Source organism: Nocardia vermiculata NBRC 100427, from assembly GCF_001613265.1.
GTDB classification, from domain to species: domain Bacteria; phylum Actinomycetota; class Actinomycetes; order Mycobacteriales; family Mycobacteriaceae; genus Nocardia; species Nocardia vermiculata.
Map to the genome: position 1 here is coordinate 150,671 of NZ_BDCA01000007.1, position 23,358 is coordinate 174,028.

At 62.8% G+C, this 23,358-nt stretch carries 25 protein-coding genes and 2 pseudogenes; 7 read left to right on the forward strand and 20 right to left on the reverse strand.

Features of this window, described 5'->3' with window-relative positions:
* Window positions 1-179: 179 nt before the first annotated feature.
* The 8 genes and pseudogenes from NV2_RS30755 to NV2_RS32190 form a co-directional block, all read right to left on the reverse strand.
* The gene (locus tag NV2_RS30755) at window positions 180-656 is read right to left on the reverse strand and encodes an SUKH-3 domain-containing protein (RefSeq protein ID WP_084474405.1); all 477 of its coding nucleotides are present in this window, start codon (window positions 654-656) and stop codon (window positions 180-182) included.
* A gap of 13 nt (window positions 657-669) precedes the next feature.
* Window positions 670-855: a hypothetical protein gene (locus NV2_RS11370; RefSeq protein WP_067871644.1), complete on the reverse strand. Its 186-nt coding sequence runs from the start codon at window positions 853-855 to the stop codon at window positions 670-672.
* A gap of 445 nt (window positions 856-1,300) precedes the next feature.
* The gene (locus NV2_RS11375) at window positions 1,301-3,610 is read right to left on the reverse strand and encodes an FtsK/SpoIIIE domain-containing protein (protein WP_067871647.1); all 2,310 of its coding nucleotides are present in this window, start codon (window positions 3,608-3,610) and stop codon (window positions 1,301-1,303) included.
* 35 nt (window positions 3,611-3,645) lie between these two features.
* Window positions 3,646-5,046, reverse strand: coding sequence for an ADP-ribosylglycohydrolase family protein (locus tag NV2_RS30760; RefSeq protein WP_168436102.1), 1,401 nt, complete (start codon window positions 5,044-5,046; stop codon window positions 3,646-3,648).
* The gene (locus NV2_RS32180) at window positions 5,043-5,927 is read right to left on the reverse strand and encodes a hypothetical protein (protein WP_245662551.1); all 885 of its coding nucleotides are present in this window, start codon (window positions 5,925-5,927) and stop codon (window positions 5,043-5,045) included. Before NV2_RS32180 ends, NV2_RS30760 begins: the two co-directional genes overlap by 4 nt.
* 56 nt (window positions 5,928-5,983) lie before the next feature.
* Entirely contained in the window at window positions 5,984-6,508 is a 525-nt protein-coding gene (locus tag NV2_RS32185; protein WP_067871655.1) for an SUKH-4 family immunity protein, read from the reverse strand.
* 109 nt (window positions 6,509-6,617) lie between these two features.
* Window positions 6,618-7,679, reverse strand: a pseudogene (locus tag NV2_RS32950) (toxin glutamine deamidase domain-containing protein); the annotation flags it as partial.
* Window positions 7,680-8,461: 782 nt separating this feature from the next.
* Window positions 8,462-8,701 carry a hypothetical protein gene (locus tag NV2_RS32190; protein ID WP_067871658.1) on the reverse strand — a complete coding sequence of 80 codons (240 nt, stop codon included), beginning with the start codon at window positions 8,699-8,701 and terminating at the stop codon, window positions 8,462-8,464.
* A 25-nt stretch (window positions 8,702-8,726) separates the two neighbouring features.
* Between NV2_RS32190 and NV2_RS32195 the strand changes: the two genes are divergently transcribed.
* Window positions 8,727-9,683, forward strand: a complete 957-nt coding sequence (locus NV2_RS32195) for a hypothetical protein (protein ID WP_067871660.1) — start codon at window positions 8,727-8,729, stop codon at window positions 9,681-9,683.
* A gap of 102 nt (window positions 9,684-9,785) precedes the next feature.
* Complete coding sequence (locus NV2_RS32200) at window positions 9,786-10,361, forward strand: hypothetical protein (RefSeq protein WP_245662552.1); 576 nt, start codon at window positions 9,786-9,788, stop codon at window positions 10,359-10,361.
* Here the strand turns inward: NV2_RS32200 and NV2_RS32205 are convergent.
* The gene (locus tag NV2_RS32205) at window positions 10,352-10,597 is read right to left on the reverse strand and encodes a hypothetical protein (protein ID WP_245662553.1); all 246 of its coding nucleotides are present in this window, start codon (window positions 10,595-10,597) and stop codon (window positions 10,352-10,354) included. The two genes, NV2_RS32200 and NV2_RS32205, sit on opposite strands and share 10 nt — an antisense overlap.
* Before the next feature lie 1,250 nt (window positions 10,598-11,847).
* On the opposite strand from NV2_RS32205, the gene NV2_RS32210 reads away from it, so the two are divergent.
* Entirely contained in the window at window positions 11,848-11,994 is a 147-nt protein-coding gene (locus NV2_RS32210; RefSeq protein WP_245662554.1) for a hypothetical protein, read from the forward strand.
* Here the strand turns inward: NV2_RS32210 and NV2_RS33025 are convergent.
* The 9 genes and pseudogenes from NV2_RS33025 to NV2_RS11455 all read right to left on the reverse strand — a co-directional run.
* Window positions 11,940-12,245, reverse strand: a pseudogene (locus tag NV2_RS33025) (WXG100-like domain-containing protein); the annotation flags it as partial. The gene NV2_RS32210 and the pseudogene NV2_RS33025 overlap by 55 nt on opposite strands.
* 96 nt (window positions 12,246-12,341) lie before the next feature.
* Window positions 12,342-12,662, reverse strand: coding sequence for a WXG100 family type VII secretion target (locus tag NV2_RS11415; protein ID WP_067871669.1), 321 nt, complete (start codon window positions 12,660-12,662; stop codon window positions 12,342-12,344).
* Window positions 12,663-12,674: 12 nt separating this feature from the next.
* Window positions 12,675-13,109 (reverse strand): YbaB/EbfC family nucleoid-associated protein, encoded by a 435-nt coding sequence (locus NV2_RS11420; RefSeq protein ID WP_067871672.1) that lies wholly within the window; start codon window positions 13,107-13,109, stop codon window positions 12,675-12,677.
* Window positions 13,110-13,204: 95 nt separating this feature from the next.
* Complete coding sequence (locus NV2_RS31405; protein ID WP_067871675.1) at window positions 13,205-13,570, reverse strand: hypothetical protein; 366 nt, start codon at window positions 13,568-13,570, stop codon at window positions 13,205-13,207.
* On the reverse strand, window positions 13,567-15,705 hold the full coding sequence (locus NV2_RS31410) for a hypothetical protein (protein ID WP_157102858.1): 2,139 nt from the start codon (window positions 15,703-15,705) through the stop codon (window positions 13,567-13,569). The genes NV2_RS31405 and NV2_RS31410 overlap by 4 nt, the downstream gene beginning before the upstream one ends.
* Window positions 15,706-15,707: 2 nt before the next feature.
* The gene (locus NV2_RS11440; protein WP_157102859.1) at window positions 15,708-16,046 is read right to left on the reverse strand and encodes a hypothetical protein; all 339 of its coding nucleotides are present in this window, start codon (window positions 16,044-16,046) and stop codon (window positions 15,708-15,710) included.
* 66 nt (window positions 16,047-16,112) lie between these two features.
* A complete protein-coding gene (locus NV2_RS11445; protein WP_067871688.1) occupies window positions 16,113-16,472 on the reverse strand; it encodes a hypothetical protein in 360 nt (119 codons plus the stop codon).
* 270 nt (window positions 16,473-16,742) lie between these two features.
* On the reverse strand, window positions 16,743-16,946 hold the full coding sequence (locus NV2_RS11450; protein ID WP_067871691.1) for a DUF397 domain-containing protein: 204 nt from the start codon (window positions 16,944-16,946) through the stop codon (window positions 16,743-16,745).
* Window positions 16,943-17,824: a helix-turn-helix domain-containing protein gene (locus tag NV2_RS11455; protein ID WP_067871694.1), complete on the reverse strand. Its 882-nt coding sequence runs from the start codon at window positions 17,822-17,824 to the stop codon at window positions 16,943-16,945. The genes NV2_RS11450 and NV2_RS11455 overlap by 4 nt, the downstream gene beginning before the upstream one ends.
* A 217-nt stretch (window positions 17,825-18,041) precedes the next feature.
* On the opposite strand from NV2_RS11455, the gene NV2_RS11460 reads away from it, so the two are divergent.
* The 4 genes from NV2_RS11460 to NV2_RS11480 are packed head-to-tail and all read left to right on the forward strand — an operon-like array spanning window position 18,042 to window position 21,095.
* The gene (locus NV2_RS11460) at window positions 18,042-18,413 is read left to right on the forward strand and encodes a hypothetical protein (RefSeq protein WP_067871696.1); all 372 of its coding nucleotides are present in this window, start codon (window positions 18,042-18,044) and stop codon (window positions 18,411-18,413) included.
* On the forward strand, window positions 18,410-19,027 hold the full coding sequence (locus NV2_RS30785) for a DUF3558 domain-containing protein (protein ID WP_084474371.1): 618 nt from the start codon (window positions 18,410-18,412) through the stop codon (window positions 19,025-19,027). The genes NV2_RS11460 and NV2_RS30785 overlap by 4 nt, the downstream gene beginning before the upstream one ends.
* Window positions 19,028-19,029: 2 nt before the next feature.
* A complete protein-coding gene (locus NV2_RS11475; RefSeq protein WP_157102860.1) occupies window positions 19,030-20,370 on the forward strand; it encodes a hypothetical protein in 1,341 nt (446 codons plus the stop codon).
* A complete protein-coding gene (locus NV2_RS11480) occupies window positions 20,367-21,095 on the forward strand; it encodes an ESX secretion-associated protein EspG (RefSeq protein ID WP_067871708.1) in 729 nt (242 codons plus the stop codon). Before NV2_RS11475 ends, NV2_RS11480 begins: the two co-directional genes overlap by 4 nt.
* A 63-nt stretch (window positions 21,096-21,158) precedes the next feature.
* Here NV2_RS11480 and NV2_RS11485 read toward each other — a convergent pair whose 3' ends face one another.
* Complete coding sequence (locus NV2_RS11485) at window positions 21,159-21,779, reverse strand: hypothetical protein (RefSeq protein ID WP_067871711.1); 621 nt, start codon at window positions 21,777-21,779, stop codon at window positions 21,159-21,161.
* Between the two features lie 148 nt (window positions 21,780-21,927).
* Window positions 21,928-23,328, reverse strand: coding sequence for an MFS transporter (locus NV2_RS11490; protein ID WP_084474373.1), 1,401 nt, complete (start codon window positions 23,326-23,328; stop codon window positions 21,928-21,930).
* Between the last annotated feature and the right edge of the window lie 30 nt (window positions 23,329-23,358).

Genomic DNA, 23,358 nt, shown 5'->3' on the forward strand with positions numbered 1-23,358 from the left:
TTACCTCAGAGTCAGAACCGAAGGGGCATCCCTACGCGCAGTAGGCCACACTCTCGGGAGGCAATGAGCCAGCGCTTCTCGTGTCGACCAAGCAGCATGATCCGTGCTGCGGTACAGCGGAAGAATAGCTCCTCCGGATGGCCTGTACACACAGCATCGTTCGCCTTGTCGGCATCGGGTCAGACAAAGTATTCCTCCGCATCATCGTCGGGAAGGCCCCTCATAAAACGTCGGAATGCATCAAATTCATCATTTCCCATGAAGTACGCGCCAGTATGGTGTAGCGAGAAAAACCTACCTCTTACGTCGACCAGCACAAGAGCGAAATCCCCCGAATCATATCCCACCGGAAATACATCTAGACCGAGATTTTCACGCAGTTCTTCGATATCCTCGACGTCACCTTCATAGCCTACTGTCGGCTTCATGACCAATAGAGAATCCGAAGTACCTAGCCGCTCCAGGTGCAGCAACCCGTAACTGCGAATTATTCTTTCGGCGGCAACAAAAGCTGGCAGCTCCACACCTTGACGGCGCGAGGCATCGACCCGCTCGCGAATCAGATCGCCGGCACGATCCGCAATATCGCGCCCCTTACTCCACCCATTCGAAGCGAGCCAATCCAGTATTTCCTGATTGCCATTTGACGCTTCCATTACCAACACCGCCTCACCCTATGGCGATCTCCTCGCTGATCGAACAGCCGTCCGTGTCGACTTGTTCGCACTCGCCGTCGAACTTCATTCCAGCCGTAAGACTTTTCTCGGCAAGCCGTCGCAGGGAAGCCACGGCAACATCTACGGAACCATCGACAACCCCTTCGATCAGAAAGAAGTTCGCGCCTTCGCGCAGCATCGTCTCGTAACACAGAACTCGATGTCGTCCGCGGCGTACCGCAGCTCGACACCACGGCGATGACGGATGACCAGATCGTCGACTGAAAGCCAGGATCTGAGGACACTCTGGACTGCCTCCGAGCTTTCCGTATAGAAGCTCCCGTGAAACGAGACTCTGGGCATACCCTGCGACGACCCGACCATCAACTGTCGCCGACTGGACAGCACTCGAAGGAAGGAAGGTGCCCCGCAGGGTGCAACGCTTTCTCCGCTGCCCAGGCTTCAGACGTTCGGCGGTACAGCAGACCTATTGTTCGTCGCTCGTCCGAGCTGATTCGCCGGCCCGCGTCCCTGGCGGACTCGTAGATCGCATCTACCGTGCGATAGGCATCGAACAACTGAACCTTCCTTGGTTTTCGTTCACCGGAGTGAGCCGCGGGATCGGTCACGATATCGGCGATTCCTCAGTCCCCCCAGGGCCGGATCGCTGTGTCCGCGGGCGGTTCCCAAGGCAGCAGAGCATCGGGATAACCGGGCCAGGAAGGTAGGGGTGCCGGTGCTCCGGTGATCGCATACGGCTGCCACGGCTCCTCGCTGTTACATCCCAGATATCGCAGATCCAGGAGAATGCGATGTAATCGTCTGGGCCGTAGCGCAATTGGCGCCTCGTACCGAACCGCGTCCGCGACGGGGCTCTTCAGGTGGCCAAGCGTGCGTTCGTCCGGAGTTTCACCGTTGGCGGAGAGGGCGGCATCCGCGGAAGCGGGCGCGAAGTCGAGCCGGTAACGAAACCCCTCGGTCGCCGGCGGTAGTTCCGCGAACTCGGACCCCACCCACAGCACGTGGATTCCTGCAGCGGGCCCGTCCCGGTGCGCCAGCACTGTGATCAGGTCCTGCATGTTTGGATCGACGGCTTCAAATCGCCTACCGGAGACGTCGCCGACGATCATCAACTCTGGCATGGGGGTCAGTTCCTGACCGGAGATTCGGGCATTGTTGTACTGCGTGAAATCGGCGAAGCCGAGTTCCTGCAATACCGAGTGTCGTCGTTCGATCTCGAGGTACAGCGCGTCGGCGACGGCCCGCACGTACAGGGAGTTCTCATTCACACATGCGACGACCGCCGAAACGTGCGGTAGCCCCACCAGCCGGTCGAACGTGCCGACGAGGCCACGATCGAGGAATACGAAGTTCAGGATCTCGGGTGAGTGTGAGATCGCCAGCCCGAGCAGGATAGTTTCCATCTGGGCGGTCCGGACGGCAGCGTCGGCACAGAGGAGATATCCACACGCGCCCGCTGCGCCGTGAACCGCATTCACATCCAGGCCGACCGGTTGACCGGACTCACCGAGACCGATCGGAATCCGCCGCAGAGTATCCGAACCTCGGGGCGACCAACGATGGGCGAGGTCGTACAAGCCCATGTCGGTGTCGTACAAACTGTCGAAGTCGACAGGTCCGCCATCTTCCCGCTGCCGCGGCCCATCGTCACGGACCCGCCACTCCATGGAGGGCATGAGAATTTCGCCGGCCGGCAGCAGCTGCGCACGGGCGGCGACGGTCAGCCACATCGCACACTGGTCAGGCCACCCGTCCGGCATCGATGGCGAGGCGAGCGCGGCGCGAAAGCGAATTGGCTCCACACCGGGGGCGGTCAGGTATGCATGCCCCGGCTCATCCGGAAGATGGGCCGCCGCGGCGGTGCCCACAAGCGCATTCGATTCCGACTCCGACGAGACTTTCGACGCAATTCGCCATGAGGCATGCGAGTCGATCCATTCCGGCCGGGTGCCGAATCGGTTCGTGCCGAATAGCAGGTGGATGCCCAAGGACCGACCCACTCGAGCCAACAGGAGCAGCGCGTCGACCAGTTGGTTACGCCCCTCCGGCATTTCGTGCAGATTGTCGACCACGACGATCAACTCGGGAATCGGATCCAGATCGGCCCCAGCGGCACGCGCCGCCTCGTACTCTCCGAGGCTCGTGAACCCCGAAGAGTTCTGGATCCGATCACTGCGCCGCTCGGCCTCCTCCGCCAGGATCTCACCGATCGACACGATTCTCGATCGATCACGAATCACGCCTGAAGCGACACCGACCACGTGCGGCAGCGTCGACACAGCATGAAACACACCGCTGCAACCGATATCGACGAGGACGAGGTTGAGCTCCCTGGGACTATGAGTGATTGCGAGCCCGAGCACGATGCTCTCGAGCAGACCGGATTTATCCCTGCCCGCTACGAGACCGTGCCCCATCCCCCCTTCGACACCCGAGTTGACGTCCAGTTCGACCGTGCTCCGGCCCTCAGTGAACCCGACCGGAATGCACAGCCGACGCCCCGCCTGCCACGGCGGCCCGAGCTCGACCCGCTCTTCCCAGGTGGGGATACCGTACAGCGCGTCGAATCCGAGCTCTGAACAGAACGCATCCGAGGGTGGCTCAAAAACCACGGGCTCATACGCGGGCGGCGCATCCTCGATACTCACCGGAGGATAGACCTGGCGCATCGCCGGCCTGCGGCGGTTCCGCTTCGCCTCCCCGAAATCGTCCGCGATCATGTGCGAACTCCAACTCGGGTACTCGAACACCACTCCCGTGTCCGCGTCGACCACCAGACTGGTCATACCCAGACTCGCGTCGAGATCCATGGAACTCGTATCCGCCTGCACGAGCCAGCCACCCTCCATCTCGTACAGGTGAAAGCTGCGGTCCGGGTTGAGAATTCGAGCCAGATACGCTTCCACTTGCTCCCGCGTTCGGTACTCCGCCATGTGGTATCTCCTTCGGTGGGTGCACCTGCGCCAGATCAGGTCGGTGGGTAGCGGCGCAACCATTCCTTGTCAGTGAGCACGTCTCGTAGTTCGGTGGCGAGGTCGCCGGCGAGATCGTCCAACGCGTCGACCGATGACAGGGGGTCTCGAAATACCTTGGGAACAGCTTTGATTCCGTACTCAGCGCCCATCAGCAATCCTGCCGTCGCGGCGACCGCGCAGCGGTCAGAGGCGTAGTTCACTGCCAGCAGCAGTGCCTCGCGCAGATAGTCACCGGATATGGCGCAGTACAACGCCAAGCCGAACGCTTCGGCTCCATCCTCCCCGAGGCCAGGAAAATAACGCTGAACGGTCTGCAGCGGAGCCGGAACCTTTTCTTCACGCGCCAGGATGACCGAACGGTTCATCATCAACCGCGTCTTTTCGTGGTCAGGTCTGCGTTGCACCTCGAAGTAGGCGGTCTCGAGCGATTTCCGGAAGGGTTGATCCCGAATCAGTTGATGCACAACAACAGCCATAGCACCGGCCGCCAGGAAATCATCGGGATGAGGATGCGTCAGCGCAGCAATTGCCACGGCAAGATCGAACGTTTCCGACACATCTTCCGACCAGACGGCGGCAAGAGCAGCGCGGACCAGAACATCACCACCACGAGCTTCACTGCGAGGATCAACAGTGGTCGAGCGGACCCCAGTAGCGGCAAAGTCGACGAGGGTATCGACAATAACTAGAGGTGGTCGACGATCGACAGTCAACTCCACGACCTGTGCCAGCACACCATCCGGCTGGTCGTACTCACCGGCGTCAGCTGCATAGATACCGCCATACCTGCGCCACTCATATTGGGTTTGTGGGTCTTCCGTGTCCCACACCATGTAGTACAGCCACCGTTGAAACCCGTGTTGCACCGCCGAAACAGGGTCAACAAGACTACCGTTGCGCCTACCGCCCAATGCACGGAGCAGACCCTCGGCGCAAAATGCCATCATCTGAGTGATCCAGGTAGGACCAGCGGAAGTGCCCGGCAGATAGTCAACCAAGCCTGAATCGGACACTCCAGTACCACGCAAATACCAAGGGTAAGTCTTCACCACATCGCAGGAACTGGCGAATGCATCCCCGGCAGCTGCGGAAATTATGGCCCCGCGTAACCGTTCCGGTCCGGTCGGTAGCGGCAGTCTCCCTATTCCATCCGGCGGGCGGTAACCGATCTCCGCAGCACGAGAATCGAAGGATATCTCCGCTTTCAACGACGATTCTATATCGACGTAATGCTGGTTATAATCACTATCGGGAACCGATCGAGTCTCGGGCCGAAATTCCACCTTCTCCCTGTTCCGCGCCGCCCAATCAGAGTGCCAGAATCCAACTTTGAGGCCTCTCCGATTCCACTCGTTCGCAGGCCACCCTTTGAGTACGATTTCAGGATCTCTCACGATGCCTCCTTACCAATCCACCGCACGGCATGCCACATGATGGTTACGCCCGGCTCCATGAAGACACGCTTTCCCAGCCACGACAAATCACGCGACTCAACCGACGAAGCCCCTTCCGGCCTGCCAAGAAGTGCAATTTCTTCTGGATGCGGAAAGTCTTCGTCCCCGACACGGAAGCGTTTGACAATCCCGGCGGCCTTACGTTCCAGGGCGGCGAGTTCTTTAAGATTTTCTACCCGTTCATCACTTGGAGAACGAGCCTGTTCCGCAGATTCCCGAGCAATTACAGCACGTAGTTTGCGAATTTCTCTGTTCAACCGCGGAAGAATATCATTCACAGCTTGCTGCTGATTGGAAAACTCAAACCCTTGCCTGGCCCATGCATAACTACCGACATCGATATTGGCACGTAAAACTACTTCGGTAACACCGGACTCCCGATACCACTCGAACATGGCCGTGTTCCACTCCCCCGCAAACCCCTGACCTTGAACACTCTTATGGAGGGAGAACACAGAGTGGTTGGCAAGAATATTGCCCTCACGATAGAAGTAGGACCTGGTCGCGCGTCCAACCTGCTTGCCGTCGGCGTCGTAAATGGTCATTTCCGGATACAGGCCCCCCGAGTCGCCGCTGACCCTTTCGACAACGACACGCAAACCGCCGTATTCGCCGTTGATAGCCTGTTGCAACTGCGCCAATACCCGCTCCTCGTCGAGCGGCGCCCCGTCCGGCGGAAACAGATCTTTGAGTTTTGGTACCGGCTCACGGGAGCGAGTCGGCGGCTCACTGTGGTCGGTGTTGTCGGGAGGAGTCTCCGCCGCCGGCTGATCACGCCGGCCGTTTTCAAGCGCTTCCGGAGCCGACGATGATGGATCCACGGCATGACGATCGTTCTCGTGGGTCCGGGTGGCCGGGGTGGTATCCGGGCCCTGGCCTACTCCTCGAACGTCCCCTCCGCCGGCCATGTCCCGTCTCGGCCCTGTTTCCACACGACCCACGACATCGCGCTCGCCGCGCTCGAGTCCGTCGGCTCGAAGTCGAGAGTCTCCGTGTCGATCGTCAGCTCGAACTCCCTGGTCGAGGCTTCGCTCAGGGACTCGATCTCGACCGAGTACCGGACCGTTGTCGATTCCTCGTGCAGCAGTCGCAGATCGAGGCGATTCCGTGGTGGGTAGATCTGGGCTCCCTGCACGGGTTCGCCGATCTGAATCGCCTGGTCGTACATTTCGCCCACCGTCATCGGGTGCAGACTCGGGTGCACGGTCACGACGCCTGTCTGTCGATTCACCACGTAGCTGGTCAGGCCGAGATCCAGATCTTGTTCCTCCTCCTCCGGAGTCAGTTGCGGACGACATACCCACCCGTGTTCGAACGGGATCACCATGTCGAACTCCTGACTCGGGAACGCGGTGCTCAGGTACTCCCGCACCTGTTCCGCGCTGTCCAGCTGTGGCGCCACTGCGTGATACTCCGTTCGGGTCGACTGTCATGAACCGCAAACCCGCCGACCGATTCACCAGGTGGGCAGGTGGATGCTCCGAGATGATGGGGGGTCTTGCCTGGGCATCCACCCACATCGGCCCGCGCGCTCCGATCGGGTAGACGATCGCGGTCGCGTGGGAGCCTCCGATTCTCGGACTGCCGTCCGCGTTGTACTGCGGTCGGCCGAACTCGTCGGTGGCGTGCCAGGCATTGTGAACATAGGCAGCAGCGCCGGGCCCGAGTTGACCGACCCAGTTGTGGAGCGCTTGGAACTGGTCCGGAATCGAAGCGCCGCCGTGGCCGTAATTCTGCCAGGCCCCACCGATCCATTCCTCTGCCCGGCGCAACCCGAGGCGTTCCCCGGTCCGGGTATCGAGGCTGCCGTCGGCGAGCCGGTCCGGAAAGCGTGGGGCCGCCACAACAGGGCGGCCGAGGTGCGTCGACAAAACCGACAGAGTGACTTCGTTGCAGTCGTTGCTCCTGCCCGGCCGGGAGGGGCCACCGTCGTTGATGTGCTGGGCGTATACGTGCGGATCGGCGCCGACGACGAACCGGTCACCTCTGCGCACCGCGTCCTCGACATTGTGTTGGTAGGACGCGTGCTCGACGCTGCGCAGGTTCCCCGCGCCTTGCACTCGGCCGGTGGTCACGTCCGGCCGGGTGCAGGGAGTGTTCGCTCGGGCAATATCGTTGCTCAGCTGCCGAGCGCCAGTTGCGTCGATATGTGGTGCTGTCGAGCCCGGCTGCTCGGGTAACCCGAGATGCCTGCCCAGTTGTCGTGCGAAGAGATCCGGCGGAGTGCGAGGATGCCAGGCTCCCGGCGATTCACTCACGTGCATATGGATATTCGCCGTTGCCGGGTCCGTCGCGGGAACCAGATCCACCAGGACGCGGTCACCCGACAACAAGCGTTGTCCTTGGTTGAAGGTGCTGTCGGTCCCATAGTGCGCGTTGTGGATGAGCTGCTGGACGGCTTGCGGATGAATATGCGGATCTGCGGTGACATTCACCCGCACCGTGACAACCGTTATCGGTCCACCGGGGGCATTCGGATAGCGACGAACATCGTAGGCCGGAGCACTGCCTCTGGTCCGAACCTGCGTGACCGTCCCGCCTTCCGGCATCTGGCCGCGAAGATAGTCACGCATCTGCCGAGATTCGTTAGCACGCACCTCTTCCCGGGATGGTTGCCGCTGTGCGGGCGGGGCTTGGGGATCGGACCGATGAGGGCCGTGACCACCATTGTCCGCTCGTGGCGCAGGGTGGTTACCCTGCGTTCCCCAACGGTCCTCGGGCGTGCTGCGACGGGGCGAACCTTCCGTCGTCGACTGCTGTGCACGCGCATCATCCTGCCGCCCAACCGAGTTCGGATTCCTCGGATCCGGCACGGGTGCCGGCGGGGCCGAATGCTGCGGTGGCACGGGTTGGCGTGGCTGCACCGCCGCGTGCGTTCCCTGCTGACTCGGGTTCGGCGGACCGAGGTTGAGCGATGAGCCGATATGCGGTGCCGGCGCTTGATGCGGCGTTGGGTGTTGTGGCGTTGGCGAATTCGAGCCCAGCGACTCCGGCCCCGGTGGAGACTGCACGGGGCGTGCCTGTTCGACCGGGTGCGCCTGGACAGAAGGGCGATTCGGCGAGTCGGATACGGACGCGCGGTCGTCGTGTACCGGCGGGTTCGATACAGGCGCACGGTGATCCGGGACCGGTGGCTGAGACTCGACGCGCCGAGGGCCCGGAGACTGGTTGAGCGGTCCCGGATGCTGCTGGTGCGTCTGGGCGAGCCCCTGGTGGTGCACCGAGTCCAATGACGCGTCGTGCCGAGTCGTGACGCGCGGATCCTCCGATGACCGATACCGCGGCGGATCGGAATCCGGAGACTGAGCGGACAGCCGGTCCGGCGTCTGCGGTGGCGGCGATAGACCGTCCGGGTCTACTCGGCGCTCCCCTCCCGCTTGCGCCTGATTCGTTCCATCTCCGACTTGCGCCAGCGTTCCCAGTTCTTCTCTTGTTCCTCGGTCGCTTCGGGGCGGCCCTTCGCTTCGCGCGCCCTCCACTCCTCCATCTGGCGCTCGTGGCGTTCCTCCGCTTCCGCTCCTGGGGCTACTTGTCGCAGCGTCGGCCCCAGATGCATCCGAGCGATCTCTTCCGCCCGTTCCGGTGTCAGTTCCATCAGGATCCCTTCCCAAATCGAATAGATGTATGACGTATTTGCCGTCTTCGTATATACGGCTGGTGATTTCGAAACTGTGTCCAGGAGGGAACACAACTTCGTCCTGCTGACCGCTCGCCCAGGAAATGTCTTTACCATGCCGGGATTCGATGACGAATTCGACCTTGGTCCCCATCTGAATATTTCCGGTCGATGCCTCCTTGTCCGACGAGACGAAGCCTGGGTCGACTCGCACTCCTCCGACCTCGTAGTCGGCGAGGAAGTCGTGCAACTCGGCATCGTTGTAGAACCGAACCGACCGGTGGACGGGCCGTTGAAGATCGGGCAGCTTGTTCAGCCCGGACACCAGCGCACGGATCGCCGCGTCGTACTGCTCGAGAAGGGCGCGGTTACCGTTCCGCGTGGCGTCGATCACTGGACCGTTCAGGACGTCGAATTGATTGTGCCGAACAGCGGCGATCTCGGCGTCACTGAGATTGAACAACTCCGGCCAGTCCTCGCGCTGCCGGGATCGGATATCGGCCGCCTCGGACAGGTACCCCGGATGCTGACGTGCGTATTCAGCACCGGCGTCGGGATCCCTGAACTCGGGATTCGCGAAGTAATCCTTGTCCTCGACCGGAAGTCGCTCGCGCGGTGCGGGATCCGACGCGCCGGGCGCATCGAAAGTGCCCGGATCCAGCGACGGATCCGGCTCACCTGTGGGAGCGGTTCCGCTGAACTCGTCACGTGGAGGCGGCGCGCTGTACGGAGGCGCCGCGTCCTCGGTCAGGAAGCGATGACTCCGTTCACCGGCCACTGCTTCTCGCGTTTGGCCCGCATCAGGATCTGGCCTGCGGCCGACCGGAAAATCACGTCCTCCGGTTGGTCCGTACGGGGGGCGTTGTTCGCCTTGTCGATCGTCAGGGTGCGGTCCAGGTGGTCCCTGGTCTCCCCGAACTGGTACGTCACCTCGTCCGGGCTGTTCTCGATTTGGTTGTAGTAGATCAGTAGTGCCATTGTCCGGCCCCCATAAGGTGTCGTACCGTTCGCCCGAGCGCCCCGCGGCGACTTCGGACCAGTTGTGATCGATATTGGCATGTGCGTGAGCATCCTGATACAGCGAGCCCGGATGGTCACGGTAGTAGTTCGCCTCGGTCAACTCGTGTTCCAGCAACACGAGGTCGGCCGGGTCGGGACGATCGGATCGGAGCCTGATCCACGCTTCGGCGATACCGGGGTCGGCGTCGTAACGACGATGAACGACATCTCCGTCGTAGTCCCGGATCGGATGTTCTTCCCAGAACAGATGATCTTTGATCCGACGGATGTCGTCTCGCGAGAAATTGCTGCCATCAGCACGCGGGTACTGCGCCAGAACACGTGCGATGTCGTCGATATCGCGGTCGTCGCCCCGAAAACGGTCGTAAGCGTCCTCGGCCCATTCGAATGCCGCGAAATCATCGCGTGGACGAATCGCTCCGCCCGTGTGAGCATCGGGCACGACCGCCGGTGCGTCGGATCCGGTGACCTCACCGGGATGATGCATCCGGTCCGCCGGAGACGTAGGGCTCTGTGCAGCGGCGTCAGCATCCCCAGTGCGTTCGCGATCGGCGTGGTCATCACCGACCAGCCGATCGCCTCGGGCCGCGGACGATCGACCGGAACTGTTCAGGCCTGAATCCCGCCCCCGCCCGGCCACCGAGGGTTGGTTCCCTTCTTCGCCAGGATGCGTCCGGCGACCGTCGTAACCAGCGGGTCGGTCTTCCCGTCCATCGCTTCGACGATCGGGCCTGCCTTCACGATCACCAGCTCGCGGTCCAGGTTCGTCGTGTCGCTCCCGAACCGGTACCTCACCTCGGTCTCGGTTTCGGCTGTCTTCCGATAGACCACGTACAGGGCCACTGTCACCTCCACGAGCGCGATCGGTCGGTCCGCGGCCCCCGTTCTCTGCGTTGTCGCGTCTCGCATGTCCGTCACGACGAGGCTGATCGGCAGCGACTGGCGGCCCCTGGTGTGGGGAGGAATCGCCCCTCGGGCGCTGGCTCGCGTCCGTCCGCGCGGGCACGTCCACCGGCGCTGATGAACGGGGTGCTGCGGCAGCTTCGGGTCGCGCTGCTCCTGTTGCCGGCGCGGCGTCCGAAGGTCGACGGTCCGATGTTTCGACGCCGGGCGAGCGAGCCACTTCGGGCGCTCGATTCTGCTGCCCCACACTGTTGGACGGCTGCGGGCCGGCGTCCGTCGGCCGCCCCACCGGCGTGGGCCTATCGGCGGCAGTGGTGCTCGCAGCGGCGGACGGTGGGGGCGCGGCTGCACGATCGGTGGGCGATGCACCCGGCGCGGACGACGCGGGCGAGCCACTGTCCGAGGTACCCGGCGCCGCATTTGCCGGACGTTGTTCGGACGCCGGGCTCCGTGTTTCGGCCGTCTGTCCTTGCCCAGCCGAATCATTCGGTGCGACAGCAGTTTCCTGATGTCCGGCCGCCACCGTCGCTGCTGGACCGGCACCGTCGGTAGGTGGCGTGACCGACGACGGTGTGGTGGAGGCCGGCGTTGCTGCCGCATTCGGACTCTGCGTCTCCGGTGGGGGCCCAGCAACGGATTGGGCCGGCGTCGTATCGGATGGCATGGCTGGCTCGGTAGGCGCCGGCGGCTCAGCAGCATTCGTGGATTGAGATGTGTTGCCCTCGGCGGATTGCGGGGTGGTGCCGATGTCCGGCGACGCGGGCCCATTGCGTCCCGGGTGGGTGGCCAGCCCTCCGCCGGCCCCCTCCAGCAGCGAATCCACAGTCAGCGGTTGTCCGGTCGCGACCTGCCCTGCTGCGTTGGCGGCCAGATCGGAGGGGATGTCCGACACGCTCCGTCCAGCCCAGTTGGCAGCCACACCCGGCACATCGGTATCCCTGGCAACAGCCGACGTGACGCGATCGCCGATTTTGTCGCCGACGAAATGGCTCACGGGCGCGGCCACCGCGCCCCCGACCGCACCGGCAGCGGCAGCCGTTCCCGTCGAACTCCAGTCGAAGCCGTCTTCGCGGTGTCCCTCGGCTAGTTCGATTCCCTGTGCGGCGGCATCGGTTCCGGCGCCGAAAGCAGTCCCGACCACCGCGCCGACGCCTACCTTGACTGCCACGCCCGCGACCCGTTCACCGAGGAACACGGCCCCCTTGGCGACCAGCTTGCTCATCAACTGCTGCGTCGCCTTCGTGACCGCGGCCTTGGCTGCGACAATCGCGCCGGCCTCGGCGGCCTGCCCCACACCAGGGATCAACGCCCAAGCCAAACTCGCGAGCAGGGAAACCGCGGTGATGTAGATGACCAGCTTCGCGTGCTCTATGTCGGTAGCACCGTGTTCGAGCTGCTCGGCGAAACTCTCGCAGTTCTTCTTCAGCTGCGCGATATCGCTGCCGTCACCACCGGAGATCTCCTGCCAGTAGCTTGTCAGTGCATCATTGGCCTGACCATCGATAGCCGCCAATGCCTCGGCCATGGCCTGGTCCGCCGGATCCTGCAGCGCACCGAGCGCATCGGCCATCGCCGACCAGTGTTTCGCGGCCCGGCGCATCGCATCTTCGTCACCATCAGGCCAGTGGCCGAGAATGAAGTCCGACAGATAGGGAATCTGCGGCGGCCTCCACAATGTCACGCGTGTACTCCCCCGTTATGTCTGCCGGATGCCGTCGGCGCTGTCCTGATCGGTGTTCTGCACGATATTCGCGGAGCTTGTGATCTTGTTGCCAGCAGCCTTCACCTTCTCTGCCAAAGCCGTCAGACCCGCAAGGGTGTCGTTCACACTTCCCGCACCTTCGGTCGGATAGTTCTTCTCGAACTCCGTACCCGGAGTGTCTCCGCCCCAGCATTTTCCTTCCGCCTGCAGCCCCTGCCGCAGCTGTTCGAGGGCCGTCTCAACCCCTTCGCCCAGAGTCTCGAACTTCGGTGAAATCGCCCGCAGCCGTTCCGGATCGGCAAAAAAGTCAACCACGTTCGCACTCCATCAGCTCATACCATCCTGGAATTCCGAAAAGCGTTGCCGCAGTTCGCGCATGCTGGGCATACCAGGAAGCACCTCATCCAGGTCAGCCATGCCATCGGCCACGGTCTGCAGGGGTTCGAGGATCTTCGCTCGCGCCTGTGTCGCAGCATCGACACCGCCGCGGATCGCCTCGTTGATATCCGTGGTCAACTTCTGGGGTGTACTACGCCGGAAGGCGTCGTCGGCAACCTTGATCTCGGTAACCATCCCGGACCCGTTCACCGTCACGATCGCGAGGTTGTTCGGTGACGTGGCGCGCACCTGCAACGCCGCCAACTTGCGTTGCACCTCGTCCAATTCGCCCAGCTCACGCTCGAAATCTCCTTGGATGGAATCCAGTGTCGCGCGCAGACCATCGTTGGCCGAACGGATCTGGTCACGCTCCCATTCGTTCACCAACCGTTCCTTCCGTCCGCCGTGCTCACAACAGCATGGCTCCTCACTCCTCGGACCGTCACCCGGCCCGACACCTACCAATACTCACGCCGTCGCTACTGGAGCCACGAAGCAGGTGGACCGTACCCTTCGGCCCTGGCCTCGTCCTCCTCCGTCCAGTCCGACGGCATGACAACAGCACTTTGACCGGTGTTCTTCGCGGCACGGCGTTCCCTCGCCCGCTCCGCCTCCTCACGGAGCAGACGTTCGCGCTCGGCCAGCGCTTGCTGGGCCGCGATCTCCTCCGGCGTCGGGGTTTCCGACTCCTCGTCTCGGCGCAATTGCTCCCGCAACTCGGCGAACAGTCCCGTTCCGCCGCGAGCGGTCCGCGCATCCGCTTCGAAGAACTGTTCCTGGACCCCGCGGGTACCGGCTCGATATTCGGCCAGGATCCGATCGAATTCAGCTGCGTAGTCGGTCATTTGGACTCACCTGTGTCGACCTCGATCTTCACGCCGCTGTTCGGAGCGGCCGCGGGCGGAGTCGACTTCGCCTGATCGGCAGTGTGCGATGCGTTCAGCGGGCCGGACGTCGCCAGTTCGGGGCCTGCCGACGCTTGCGGCGGCCCGTCCAACGGGCCGGAGGTCGCCAACTCCGGCGCGGAGCCGATGGTGCCGTCCGGATTGGGCGGGCCGTCGCCGGGTACGTTCGTCCACAGCGGTTTCGGTGGTACAAGGCCGTTCGAGGAACGTTCGCCCTCGGACCCGGGCTTCGCGCCGCCCGGCCCTGGGCCCGGCATACCCGGCATCCCTTGCTGCGCCGGATCGGAACCCCCGGGACCCGACGGCTGTGGTGCCGCGTTCGAATCCGACTTCCCTGCAGGAGGATCCACCGAATGCCCTTGCATCGCGTTCGGGTCGACGCTGTCAGCAGGTGTGCCCGACTGTGAAGGTCCGCCGCCTCCCCCGGGCCCAGGCCCCGGACCACCAGCGTCCGTGCCGGAGCCGGCGCCGTGCGCAGAGTCGTCCGATGCCTGATCGGCTTCCGCCGGTCCCGGTTTCAAGAACGGCATCCCGTCCTTGATTCCCATCGAATACTCCTGCGGTTTCCCGTCCGGGCCGGTGACTTTCGCAGTGATCGTGCCATCGGCTGCCTGCGACACCTCGAGATTCCCGCCGAACGCGCTGAGATTCGCCAGTTGCTTGGTCCCAGGCGCCTTGACCTCGGACAGTTGCGGACCGGCGCCGGGGAGTTGCGCACCCAGCGACGACAAGTTGCCGCCCAGCACACCCAAGCCCTGCTGCGCGACATTCTGGATCTGACCTAGGCCCTGCTGGAGAGTTTGGGTGACGCCTTGCTGGACGGTCTGGCTCGCCTGGCCCGCCAGAGTGGACAGGAGTTGCTGTGCGGGATTCGTTTGAGCACCGGCAGGAGTAGTGGACGCTGGTGTTGTCTCGAGGGGAGTACCGGGTCCTGGCCCCGGAGTCGAGACTCCCGGGCCCGGGGGACCAGGAGGTCCAGGAGTCGAGGGCACGGGGGGCGGCGGCCCCGACTCCTCCGGCTTCGGCGCCTCACCGAGGTGCCCTGTTTTGTTCAGCGTGTCGATGGCAACTTTCAGATATCCTTCAACAGCCTCATCCGTCTGCCTACACAGCGTTGAATATGCCGTGAAGTATCCCCTAGCGCTTTCACAGAATTGATTGGTCCAGATTCGGCATATCGCCTGCGCTTTCAAGTCGAATTCATCCATGTCGGCCCAACCCGACTCTAAACCGTCACCCTGCCCCATGGAGGCATAGCGTGGAAGGGCGCTACGATCCCCGAGCACGCCGGTATCAGCTATCCACTGAATTCGTTCCCGAACATTATCACCCACTCCCCTCATCAGAGAGTAATTAATAATGAGAGACACATCGTCGTTCCCAATGCTCTCATCGTCACTGTTTCTGGTATTTATCCCCTTACCTTCACTCTCCCCATTGGTCATATCAACGCCATTTATCCGGTGAATCATGTTCAAACGCGCAAAACCATCGGCCTTTCGCTGCAAACAACTCTTGATCTCGTTTACCGCCGAATAGACCGCTGCTGGTATAGCAGCGATCTCATCGAGAGTGTCATCCGACCAGCCACCAAGCTTCGCGAGCTTATCCTGTACCGAAATACCGCCATCGCCTTGCCAATGCCCTGCAAGACGCTGCACCGCTTGTTGCTGATCGTTATGGGCCTGGGAAATCTTGGGTAATTCCCTCTCAATTCTCTGAGCTGCCCCGACAAGATTGTCCAGTTGCATATCACGTTGCTTGAAGTACATCTCATCCATAGCCTCTTTTGATTCGAGACCTATGTTTGCAGGCACCTCCTGGCCAGTAATGGCGTAGCGCGCTTGGACAAGATGGAACCACTCCAGCGTATTTATCTCCAGGATCTGCTTCGCGTCTGATGCGTTATTGTAGATTCCACCATCGCCCGCGACATAGTTGGCTATAGATGCGTCGGAGGGTCCGTGTGTTCCGTACCCCGCCCAATTCGCCGACGTCGCATCACCGGTACCGCCGATGGTCAGCCAAGCAGCAGCTGTGCCCTCACCCAAGCCCGGTTTAGGATCGTCGGCCACAGTTACACTCCGTCCATATTCAGATCACCTGCGCCATCGAATGACACCCCGGCGAGGTCATCGGAGATCTGCGAGTCGGCACCCTGCACCGTGTCAGCAGCATGGTTCAACGCAGTACTGAACGCCGAACACGCCCCCGACCATTCGTTGACCGCTTGGGCTACTTGCTCGAAACCATCAACCAGACTCTGAGCATGGCTTTTGTAGTCCTCCCCCAAAGCATTCGGATCGAACATCGTTTTCCACGATCCCGAGGCCTCGGACAAAGATTGTGCGGCGCTTCCAAACGCTGCGGCCTGTTGCCGAACCCCTTCCGGGCTCATGTTGAGGTAACGCCCCACTGACGCCTCTCTTACGTACTTCGCCGACCGATAAGGTTCTACACCGACTGATACCCGTGTCTGCGGCTATGCCAACCAGGACTTAGGCGGGCCATAACCTTCCATCCGCGCCTCGTCCTCTTCTGTCCAATCCGACGGCAGGACATAGTCGTCCGGGGGAGACACGGATCGCCGACGAGCGTGAGGCAGTGACCGGTCTCCGACGGCCGCCGGGACAGGCGTCTGCGGCGGTGGCGCTTCATCAGGCGGCGACTCGAGCTGCGTCTCCGGGATGATCGAAGCGGACTCGGCGGCTCCAACCTGCTCGACGACGCGTTCCATTGCCTCCCGGGCCAATGAATCGATTTCATCGAGCTGGGCCTCCGTATCGCGCACAGCCGTGATGTGATCATCGGTAATGGCATCAAGGCGAGCACGCCAGTTCATAGCGCATCGCCCCCGATGAATGTCCCGCACCAGGTCACTGCATCCGACAACTGTCCCGACCCCATGTACGCCCCCTCTTATCTGCGTCTGCAACCGTCGGACTGACCGACAAACTCGATACTCGAAATCTGGCTCAGAATCTCAGGTCACGTGCGCAGACGCAAGCCGCTGCAGACAGGACCGTTGGGGTCGGGCCCCCGCCCCACCTCGTTCCCCCTCCAATCTCGAGACACCCCGAGGATGTGCCCCAACAGACGTCGTCGTCCTTTGTCAGCGGTCGAGATCGCCACGAACCGCAGCGGCCGTGAACGACGACCATTCGTCGGCGGTAAAGGCCAACGCCGGGCCCGACGGGTCCTTCGAGTCGCGGACGCCGACAACACCCCCCGGAACGAACGCCACCTCGACACAGTTCTTCGAAGCTCCGCTGCGGCTGCTCTTGAACCACTGCGCACCGGAAAGATCAACCTTCATGAGGTGTACTCCTTTGCCATCTGCCGGAGCATCGCCCGACTGGCGACCGCGTCTGCCGCACTCCGCCGAAGATCCTCGTACGCATCATGATACCGCTGGACCGCGCCCGGTTTTTCGAGATACAGGTCGCCGGTGAAGCCTTCGACGAACACCACCGGCGGTTCAATCGCACGACCGGCCTTGTCTTGGCCGAACTCCAGGACGACGAACGACCCGACCGCGTCCCCCAAGGGAAGCCCGGCACTGAACGGCAGGATCTGCACGCTGATGTTCGGGCGAGTTCCCATGTCTGCCAGATGCCTAAGCTGAGCAGCCATAATCTTCGGGCCGCCGACCACGCCATGCAGAGCCGACTCTCGAAGTACTACACGGAGAGTGGCCGGCCGGTGTTTCCGCGTGATACGAGCCTGCCGCCGCATCCGCAACGTCACCCGGCGCGCATGCTCGTCCGCTGTGTCATTCGGAAAACCCGCATGAAACAGAACGCTTGCATATGACGGAGTCTGAAGCAGCCCCGGGACGAGTTCCGGTTCGTAGGTAGTGAGGCGATGTGCAGAGGCTTCCAGGCCCACATAGAAGTCGAAGGTCGGCGGCAGCAGGTCGCCGTACTCACACCACCAGCTCAGTTCGTTGCCCTGCACCGCAAGGCCTTTCATTGCGGCAGCATGCTCCGGATCGAAGTCGTACATCGTGCACAGCGCCCCGATATCCCCCTCGCGCAAGTGCGCCACCATCCCCCGCTCGATCCGCTGCAGGGTGCTCGCGCTACGGTCCAGCAGCGCCGCCGCCTGTTGCAGCGTCAGCCCACACTCCTCACGCCCATTGCGCAGATACCTCCCGAGCTGCCGCCGCGGCAACGTCGACCCGCACTCAGACATACCGACTCCCTCCAGGTCTGTATCGATCCGGGCCAGAACATCACCGCACGATCCCCCACGTCCCCACCGATACGAAATCTCATGTGAAATCCGCATAACCCCAGGAAGTATCTCATCTTGGAGTGCATTGACAAGGCAAATCCAGCCGAGAGGGGAACCGCGGAGGCATACCGAGCGTCCAGTAAGGTGAGCGGGACGCACGACGGGAGGGACGCCGGTGGACGTAGGGCAATCAACAGCCAACACGCTGTACCAGCAGGCGGTCGACGGGACATTCAAGATGGAGGCGGGGGCCGCGCACAAGTGTGCTGACATCTTCGTGCGGTTTGCCGACGAAACGGTAGAGCCTCAGATCGAACAAGCGAAAAACCTTCATACGCTGGGTGGGTTCGGCACCTTCACTTCCGCGACGGAGCTCCAAAAGGGATTCGAAGGAAAAGCAGTGAAGTTGACTGAGGCCCTCCACGACATGAAGGCTGCCGCCCTTCAAATGGCAGCTGCCTACATGCGCGCAGGTAACGATCTCGAGGCAGCGGATCAATTACACGCACGGTCCATTGATGCAACAATGTCAGGAGTTGAGAAGTGAAGCGCGTTTCTATCGGCATACTGGCAACGTCAGTCGTACTTTTCGCTGCTGCTTGCTCGACCACGAACGACTCCGGCACTGACGAATCGACACAGGCCTCCGCACCAACTTCCTCCTCGGAATCCTTGCGTCCGACTTTGACGGCTTCCAAACTTCAACCACCTTCCCAAGACTCGGACGCAGCCGAAGGTCGTCCCGAGGTCGTGTTCGATCCGTGTACTTGGATCAGTGACAAGACCATTTCCGATGTTGGTTACGACCCGTCGTCTAGGCATCGGATCAGAGACATAGTTGCCGAGGATACATTTCTCACCTGCGGATTCTCATCTCCACTTCATTCTCTGCGACTCAACTCCGGCAACGTCACCTGGGATCAAAACCTCCAGAAGAACGCGGGTCGATCCGACCCGACGACCGTCAACGGCCGTGAGGCGATGTGGGTCCACGACCCCGACATGCCAGAGACCTGTGAACTCGACTTGCGCACCAAAGTTGGCTTTGTTCAGGTGCTTTCCGACCTGACCGATGCGACCAACGCGAGCGAAACACCGCCTTGCGATGGCCTGCTGCAGACCGCCGAAGCTGTTGAGAATGAAATCGGCAAGGACAACTGATCATGGGGAATGAAGATCAGACCGGTTTAGGAGCCTTACTCGGCGAGCTCATAGGCGTGAATCCCGAAGCAGCCCAGAACCTCGACGATGCCGGCCAGGCTCAGCGCGGTGCGGAGGAGTTGCAGCAGGATCTCACTCATCAGGGCACAGATCCGAGCTATATCAACGAATTGGAGCATTGGGACGGCCTGAGTCATCAGGACATATACGACAAGGCCCAAGGCTTCAAACCCGCGACAATGCATACCCACGGACAGGCTTGGCAAGACATCGCTGCTTCGGTAGGCGGCGGTCTGTTCGGGCTGAACCTTTCGATACACAAAGAACTGTCGAACGGCTTCCAGGGCCAGTTCGCCAGCGCGGCGCAGGACGCTGCACAAAAGTTCATTCAGCAAGCCACCGGCGTTCAGGACGTGGTCTCGATTGTCAGTACTCGGATTCACGCCGCAGCATATGGCGCCGAGGCCGCCAAGTTGGCTGTGCCTGCACCGGGTCAGAGGACCAATATCGGTGCGGGCGGATTGGCCGACCTACTCCCCGGCGCTCCAACACCCGCGCAGGAGATCGAGAACTGCAGGCAAGCCGAAGAACAGCGTCAGCTGGCCATCACCGCAATGCGCAACAACTACAACCCCACCTATCAACCTGCCGGGGAACGTGTTCCCACCTTCGTCCCGGTAGACAGTCCCGGCGACGCCGGACCGAACAGTTCCGACAGTGGCGGGACCAACAGCAGCAACAGCGGACCGACGACACCGGGGCAATCCACGTCCCCGAACGGCGAGCAGAAACCGGGCGACGAGCAGAAGCCGGGCCAGAACGAAGGGGCCGATCCAGACAAGGCTGAACAAACCGATCCCGCGAGCACATCGCCGGCGGGGCAGGGCAACCAGAACTCGACTCCGGGCAGCTCCTTGCCCGGTAGCGAGACTCGACCGGCGGGGGTCGATTCCACCAGCGCTGCGGGGCTCGGCGGCGGACCCGGGTCCAGCTTGGGTCCCTCCGGTGGTCCCGGTGGTCTCAGTGGTTCGAATGCCGGCCAGGCAGGTGGTCCGGGTCGGAGCGTTCCGGGTGTCCTCGGCAGCGGAAACCCGGCTGCCGCAGCGGCCCTCGGCGGACGTCCAGGTCAGCCCGGTCTCGGCGGCATGCCCGGCATGGGCGGGCTCGGCGGGGCGCGGAGATCGGAAGATTCCGAGAAGGAGCACACGACCCCGGACTACCTGATCAGAGATCGTGAGGACGAGCTGATCGGGTATATCGATCCTCAGGTTCCGGGGGCTATCGGGGAGAACATTCCGGCGGCACAGTTCCGGCGCGACGAGGGTGAGGGGCGCCGGCGGTGAGCTGGGAGTTCACGCCGGACGAGTTCATGCATATCTGGAAGGAAACCGATCTCGACCGGTATCCGTTCCCACTGTGCTTGCGGTCTTCCGCGCAGTGGCAGAGTGAATACGACAAGTTGAGCTGGGAGTTGCAGGCTCGCTTGCCCAGTGGGTTCGATCCCGCACTGTCGGGCGCGCTACGGGTGGCGGGCAAGCCGGCAATGTCGTTGCTGCTCATGGGGAAACGGAAGCGGCCTGTGCGTCTTTTCGCGGCCGTCGACACCACTGTCGGGGTCACCCTGATGCAGCGCCCCGGCCCCAGCGAGGACGTCGGTGGCAACGTGGTGATCGAAATAGGTTCGCCCGCTATCGTTCCGAAGGTTTTCGGTGCGGTTCTGGGGAAGCGAGAGGCAGGCAAGCACCCGCCGTTGGTCGACAGTCTCGACAATATCCGCACCAGCCTCGAGTCGTGGACCGGATCGCAGGAGACTACCGCCGAGCGCATGCAGCGCGTGCTGCGTGCCCCGCGTGACGGTGCCGGTCATATCGAAGTCCGTTGCGGGTTACAGGATTCCCGGCCCTATCCTCCGCAGTACCTGAGCTGGTTCGATGTCGAGGGTGGCGGTCGCTACACCTACCGGCAGGAGTACAACGACTTCCGCATCGACCCCGCGTCGACCGAGGACATCTGCCGGGAGGTCACCCGCATGATGGAAGTGCAGCAAGAGTTCTCGCGAATCGACTGAGCGAGCCCGGCTGATCACGTCGAAACAAGCGTGGCGCCGCCCACCAGCGAGGCCACAACCACTTCACACCATCTCCGGCACCCGCAATCGCGCCAGCGCCAACTGGAACTCCCGCACGTCGATGGCCTCCACTCCCGCCTGCCGGGCCGCGTCGACGCGTAACGCCGCGACCTGTTCACGGTTGCTGTGCATCGCCATGGCGCTGTCGAAGGTGCCGCAGGAGACGGCGCGGCCGGTGACCCGGTTGATCAGCAGGCTGGCGCTGGAGAAGCCGTCGAGTTGTTTCAGGCCGGGCAGGACGTAGGAGCGGTAGACGTCGGTCGAAGTGTCGAGGCGGCTCGGGTCGGTTTTGACCCAGGTGACGCTCGCGCAGGCGCCCGGGAGTGAGCGGTGTTCGCGGTGCAGTAGGGCGATCTCCCATTCGGCGACCTGGCCGGTGCCCTCGAGGATCGACGCCGCGCGGTCCCGCATCGGGGCGACCCGTTCGGCGCTGTCGATCATGGCGAGCTCGGATTCCCAGGAACTGGTGAGGATGCATCGTCCGAAGACGCGATCGACCAGCAGGGACAGGCCCACGCAGCCGGGAATGTTCTCCACGGTGGGCATGACCTCGTCGCGCACATGCACAATCCCGGCGTCGATAGCGGAGGGTTGCGCCTGAATCGTGGTAGACCGTGCGTACACGATCCACCCCCTCTCTGCTCGGGGCAGCGCCCGGCGGCGCCACCGGTACCTTCACCCTGCTCTCCCGAGACGGCGCTGACAATAGGCGAACGAGTTCTCCGGGTCGGGCCGGCCGAGGTGGGCTTCGCGGGCGGCCTGCGCGGGCCGGTCACCGCACCTGTCTCGTGAGCAGGCGGGACTTTCCACCTCGCTTCGGCGCGGTCGTACCGGAATCGGTGGTCAGATCGCGTCCGCGGGTTTCCGCGATCCGCCAGATCGCGATGATCGTGATCACGGCCGTCACCGCGATGATGGCGCTGAGTGGCAGGCTCGAGCCGCCGGCCGCGGTGACCAGGGTGCTCGCGATCAGCGGTGTGAAACCGGCACCGATCAGGCTGGCCAACTGGTAGCCCAGCGAGACGCCGGTATAGCGCACGCCGGTACCGAACATCTCCGCCAGCATCGGCGCCAACGGGGCGTACATGAGGCTCTGCAGGAGCTGCGCGAACATCATGCCCACGGTCAGCAGCACTGCCGAGCCCGTATTGATCAGCGCATACAGCGGTAGCGCGAACAGTACGGCGATCACCGCGCCGGACAGGCTGACCGCGCGCCGCCCGATGCGGTCCGACAGCGCGGAGAACGACGGGATGAACACCATCGAGATCACCGAGGTGCACACCAGCGCGCGCATCACCGTCGACGAGTCGTACCCGATATCGGTGGCATACGCGATGATCTGGGAGTTGATCAGCGCGGTGAGCGCGAACGGACCGATTCCCGCCGCACAGGCCAGCACCAGCGGACGGGGGCGGCGCAACAGTTGCAGGACGGGGGCCTTCGGCGCGGGTGCACTCGCCGCCGCCTCTCGGAAGACAGGGCTCTCGACCACACTCATCCGCACGTAGAGCCCGAGCATCAGCAGCAACGCACTGACCAGGAACGGCACCCGCCAACCCCACGAATAGAGTCCGGAGTCGGGCAGCAGGCTCACCAACATCACCGCCAGCGTGGAGAGCAGAAAGCCGATCGGCGAACCGAGTTGCATGATGCCGGTCCACAGGCCACGACGCCGTGCATCCGAATGCTCGACGACCATCAGCGCGGCACCACCCCACTCACCGCCGACCGCGACACCCTGTACGACGCGCACCACGACCAGCAGGATCGGCGCCACCACACCGACCGTGGCGTAGGTGGGGAGCACCCCAATGAGGAAGCTGGCCCCGCCCATCATCACCATCGTCACCACCAGCATCGACTTACGTCCGAGCCGATCGCCGAAGTGCCCGAACACCAGGCCTCCGACCGGACGCGCGACATAGCCCGCCGCAAGGGTTCCGAATGCGGCGATGGTCGACAGTGCCGGGTTCGAGGACGGGAAGAACAACCGGCCGAAGACCAGCGCCGCCATCGTGCTGTACAGCAGGAAGTCGTAGTACTCGATGATGGTGCCGAGCAGACTCGACAGCGCAACCTTGCGCAACTGTGCGTTCCGGGTCGATGCGGGGATCGCCGCGCCGATACGCGGTTCGGATTCTGCTACGGATTGTTCGTCTGACGGCTTCATACGGAGCTCCCAGCGGTGATCGGTGGAAAT